This is a genomic window from Cereibacter johrii, from assembly GCF_001720585.1.
GTDB classification, from domain to species: domain Bacteria; phylum Pseudomonadota; class Alphaproteobacteria; order Rhodobacterales; family Rhodobacteraceae; genus Cereibacter_A; species Cereibacter_A johrii.
The window spans coordinates 1-4,528 of sequence record NZ_MABH01000108.1 but is presented as its reverse complement, the minus strand read 5'-3'; the positions used below and the strand labels follow the sequence as shown (position 1 = coordinate 4,528).

General features: G+C 70.4%; 2 protein-coding genes and 2 pseudogenes. 2 read left to right on the top strand and 2 right to left on the bottom strand.

All coding sequences use genetic code 11. The features are described 5' to 3' along the window. Positions 1–49 precede the first annotated feature (49 nt). Both A9O63_RS07865 and A9O63_RS07860 read left to right on the top strand, forming a co-directional pair. Positions 50–2,068 carry a M3 family metallopeptidase gene (locus tag A9O63_RS07865; RefSeq protein ID WP_069331427.1) on the top strand — a complete coding sequence of 673 codons (2,019 nt, stop codon included), beginning with the start codon at positions 50–52 and terminating at the stop codon, positions 2,066–2,068. A gap of 88 nt (positions 2,069–2,156) precedes the next feature. Next, positions 2,157–2,672 carry a lipocalin family protein gene (locus A9O63_RS07860; protein WP_069331426.1) on the top strand — a complete coding sequence of 172 codons (516 nt, stop codon included), beginning with the start codon at positions 2,157–2,159 and terminating at the stop codon, positions 2,670–2,672. Between the two features lie 103 nt (positions 2,673–2,775). Here A9O63_RS07860 and betC read toward each other — a convergent pair. Beyond that, a pseudogene (betC, locus tag A9O63_RS07855) lies at positions 2,776–4,280 on the bottom strand (choline-sulfatase). 93 nt (positions 4,281–4,373) lie between these two features. Beyond that, positions 4,374–4,528: pseudogene (locus tag A9O63_RS23310) on the bottom strand (esterase); the annotation flags it as partial.

Below are 4,528 nucleotides of genomic sequence, written 5' to 3'. Positions count from 1 at the left end.
GGACGGCGGGCGGGTCGCGCCCTAGCCTTGAGGGCGAAGGAGACCCGTCATGCCCAATCCGTTGCTCGCCCCCTGGACCACGCCCTTTGCCCTGCCGCCCTTCGCCGAGATCCGCGACGAACAGTTCGGCCCTGCCATCGAGGCGGGGCTCGAGGAGGCGCGCCGGGCCATCGCGGCCATCGCGGACAATCCCGAGGCGCCCAGCTTCGCCAACACGATCGAGGCGCTGGAGCTGGCCGAGGAGACGCTCGACCGGGTGGCGGGGGTGTTCTACAACCTCGCCGGCGCCGACAGCAACGCGGCGCGCGAGGCGCTGCAGCGCGAGCTTGCGCCGAAGATGTCGGCCTTTTCCTCCGAGATCGTGAACAACCGCCCGCTGTTCCGGCGGATCGAGACGCTCTGGCAGGGGCGGGAGGCGCTGGACCTGTCGCCCGAGCAGGAGCGGGTGCTGATGCTCTATCGGCGGATGTTCGTGCGCTCGGGCGCCGAGCTCGAGGGGGCCGAGGCCGAGAAGTTGACAGCTGTCAAGGCGCGGCTCGCGGTGCTGGGCACGACCTTCTCGCAGAATCTGCTGGCCGATGAGCGCGACTGGACGATGGCGCTCGCCGAGGAGGATCTGGAGGGGCTGCCCGACTTCGTGATCGAGACCGCGCGGGCGGCGGGTGCCGAGCGCGGTGCCGGAGGGCCGGTCGTCACGCTCAACCGCTCGCTGATCGTGCCCTTCCTGCAGTTCTCGCCCCGGCGGGAGCTGCGGCGGCGGGCCTATGAGGCCTGGGTGGCGCGGGGCGCGAACGGCAATGCCTCCGACAACCGGGCGGTCGCGGCCGAGATCCTCGCGCTTCGGTCGGAGCGGGCGCAGCTTCTGGGCTACCCGGACTTCGCCTCCTACAAGCTCGAGACCGAGATGGCCAAGCGGCCGGAGGCGGTGCGCGAGCTGCTGCTGCGGGTCTGGGCGCCCGCCAAGGCCCGCGCCGAGGCGGACCGGGCGGTGCTCGAGGCCATGATGCACCGCGACGGGATCAACGGCGATCTCGAGCCCTGGGACTGGCGCTATTATTCCGAGAAGCGCCGCGCGACGGAGTTCGATCTCGACGAGGCGGCGCTGAAGCCCTACCTGCCGCTCGAGCGGATGATCGAGGCGGCCTTCGACTGCGCCCGGCGCCTGTTCGGGCTGGAGTTCCGGCCGCTCGACGTGCCGCTCTATCACCCCGACGTGCGGGCCTGGGAGGTCACGCGCGGGGGGCGGCACATGGCCGTCTTCCTTGGCGACTATTTCGCGCGGTCCTCGAAACGGTCGGGCGCCTGGTGCTCGACCATGCGCGGGCAGCGCAAGCTCGGCGGCGAGGTGCGGCCGATCGTGGTCAATGTCTGCAACTTCGCCAAGGGCGAGCCCGCGCTTCTCTCCTGGGACGATGCGCGCACCCTGTTCCACGAATTCGGCCATGCGCTGCATCAGATGCTGTCGGACGTGACCTACGGCTATATCTCGGGCACGTCGGTCGCGCGCGACTTCGTGGAGCTGCCGAGCCAGCTTTACGAGCATTGGCTGGAGGTGCCGGAGGTGCTGGAGGCCCATGCGCGGCACTGGCAGACCGGGGCGCCGATGCCCCCCGAGATGCGGGAGCGGCTGCTTGCGGCCTCGACCTACGATCAGGGCTTTGCCACGGTCGAATTCATCTCGTCCGCCATGGTGGATCTGGCCTTTCACGAGGGCGCGCCTCCGGCCGATCCGATGGCGAAACAGGCGGAGGTGCTGGAGGGGCTCGGGATGCCGAAGGCGATCCGGATGCGCCACGCGACACCGCATTTCGCGCATGTCTTCTCTGGCGACGGCTATTCGGCGGGCTATTACAGCTACATGTGGTCCGAAGTGATGGATGCGGACGCCTTCGCGGCCTTCGAGGAGGCGGGCGGGGCCTTCGATCCCGAGATGGCGCGGAAGCTCGAGCGGCATGTGCTCTCGGCGGGCGGGTCGGAGGAGGCGGAGGCGCTCTACACCGCCTTCCGCGGCCGGATGCCGGGGGTGGAGGCGCTGCTGCGGGGCCGGGGGCTGCTCGACGCCGCCTGACCGCGGGCGGTGGAGACGGAGACGGTGAGGGGGCGCGGCGCGGGTGCCGGGCCCTCGGGATTGGCGACAAAGGACAAGGGAGATCCGGATGAAAGCTGTGGCCCTGCTCGCCCTTCTTGCGCTGGCGGCCTGCGAGCGGCATGTGCCCTCGCAGCGCTGGCTGGGGGCGCCCCTCTTCCTCGATCCGGCGGTGCAGCCGGTCGATCTCGCGGGCCGCTGGCATGAGGTGGCAAGCTATCCCGCCCCGTTCCAGAAGGGTTGCAGGGGCACCACGGCCGACTACCAGCCGCTGCCGGACGGGCGTATCGCGCTGACCAACCGCTGCCGGGTGGGCGGCACGCTGCGCGAGATCTCGGGGACGGCGCAGGTGGTGGCGCCCGGCAAGCTGACCGTGGATCTGCAGGGCGTGCCCTTCGGCGGGGACTACTGGATCCTCGGCCAGTCGCGCGACGGGCGCACGCTCGTGGTCGGCACGCCGACGCGGATCGCGGGCTGGGTGCTGCACCGCGACCCGGAGATCGCGCCCGAGGAGCTGCGCGCGGCGCGCGATCTCTTCGAGCGGAGCGGCTACGACGCGGCCGCCCTCGAGCGCACCCTGCCGTAGGAGACGCCGCCGGCCCTGCCGGGCTGCCGGACGGAGGGGGAGCCGTGGGCAGGGGCATCGAACCCCTGCCCACGGCGCTGCCGCGGACGAGGCCGCGGGCGGTTCATTCGCCGCGCGGGAAGCGCTTGCTCTCCTCGAGCACGTTCAGATCCATGTGGTTGCGCATGTAGCGCTCGGAGGCCTTCTGCAGCGGCTGGTAATCCCAGGGGTAGTAGCCGCCCTGCCGCAGCGCCTCGTAGACGATCCAGCGCCGGGCCTGGCTTTCGCGCACGGCCGCGTCGAAGGCCGCGAGATCCCAGCGCGCCTCCGACAGGCTCCGCAGCCGCGCCAGCGTGTCCGCATGGGCCGGATCGGCCGCGAGATCCGTCCGCTCGCCGGGATCCGCCTCGATGTCGAACAGCTGTTCGGGATCGGCGAGGCAGCGGACATATTTCCAGCGCCCCTCCCGGATCGCCACCAGCGGCGTGATCGATCCCTCGGCGGCATATTCCATGAACACGGGTTCGGGGCGGGCGCAGCCCTCGGCCAGCGGAACCAGATTGACCCCATCGGTCCAGGGCGCGATCTCGCCCATGTCGATGCCTGCCAGCGCGCAGAGCGTGGGCGTCACGTCGATGGTCGAGACCGGCGCCTCGATCCGCCCGCAGGGCAGGCCGGGAGCCGCGACCATCAGCGGCACCCGGGCCGAGCCCTCGAAGAAGCTCATCTTGAACCAGAGGCCGCGGTCGCCCAGCATCTCGCCATGGTCCGAGACGAAGACGACGATGGCCTCCTGGCGCGAGGCCTCGAGCACGGCGAGGATCTCGCCGATCTTGTCGTCGACATAGGAGATATTGGCGAAATAGCCCTGCCGCGCGCGGCGCACCTGCTCGGGCGCGATATCGAACGCCTTGAAATCGCAGGCATCCATCAGACGGCGCGAGTGGCTGTCCTGGGCCTCATAGGGGATGGCGGCGGGCGGCTCGAGCATCGGATGGTCCTCGTAGAGGGCCCAGTATTTCCGGCGCGCCACGAAGGGATCGTGGGGATGGGTGAAGCTGACCGTCAGGCACCAGGGCCGCGGGTCGGCGCCGCGCGACAGGTCGTAGAGCTTCTGGATCGCCTGATGCGCCACGTCATCGTCATATTCGAGCTGGTTGGTGATCTCGGCCACGCCGGCGCCGGTGACGGAGCCCAGGTTGTGATACCACCAGTCGATCCGCTCGCCCGGCTTGCGGTAGTCCGGCGTCCAGCCGAAGTCGGCGGGATAGATGTCGGTCGTCAGCCGTTCCTCGAACCCGTGTAGCTGGTCGGGCCCCACGAAATGCATCTTGCCCGAGAGCACCGTCTGATAGCCGGCCCGCCGCAGATGATGCGCGAAGGTGGGAATGTCCGAGGCGAACTCGGCCGCATTGTCATAGACCCGGGTGCGCGAGGGCAGCTGGCCGGACATGAAGGAGGCCCGCGCCGGGGCGCAGAGCGGGCTGGCCGTATAGCTGTTCGAAACCCGGCCCGCCTTTCCGGGAGCCGCTTCAGGTTCGGCGCGTGCAGCCAGTCGGCCGGCCCGTCGGGAAAGAGCGTTCCGTTCAGCTGATCGACCATCAGGATGAGGATGTTGGGCTTGGTCATGGGGGCCTTCCTGCAGTGTTCCTGTCGTCCTGCCGCGGCACGGGCGGGCCGTCTGTCTTCCCAGCGACCTTCTGGCGACGGCTGCGGCGTGTCTCAGCCCGGGCGGGCTGTGGCGAAGCGGTCGTGGGCCATGGCGGATGTGGCCTGGAGGATGCGGGCGAAGCTCGCCGCGGCGCGGGGCACGCGGTGGCGGGCGCGGAGGAAGCCGTGGACGAGGCCCGGCTCCTCGATCCAGCGCGCCCGGCCCG

Coding starts and splice junctions, on each gene's coding strand:
- A9O63_RS07865 (WP_069331427.1), top strand. CDS start 50: ATGCCCAATCCGTTGCTCGCCCCCTGGACCACGCCCTTTGCCCTGCCG.
- A9O63_RS07860 (WP_069331426.1), top strand. CDS start 2,157: ATGAAAGCTGTGGCCCTGCTCGCCCTTCTTGCGCTGGCGGCCTGCGAG.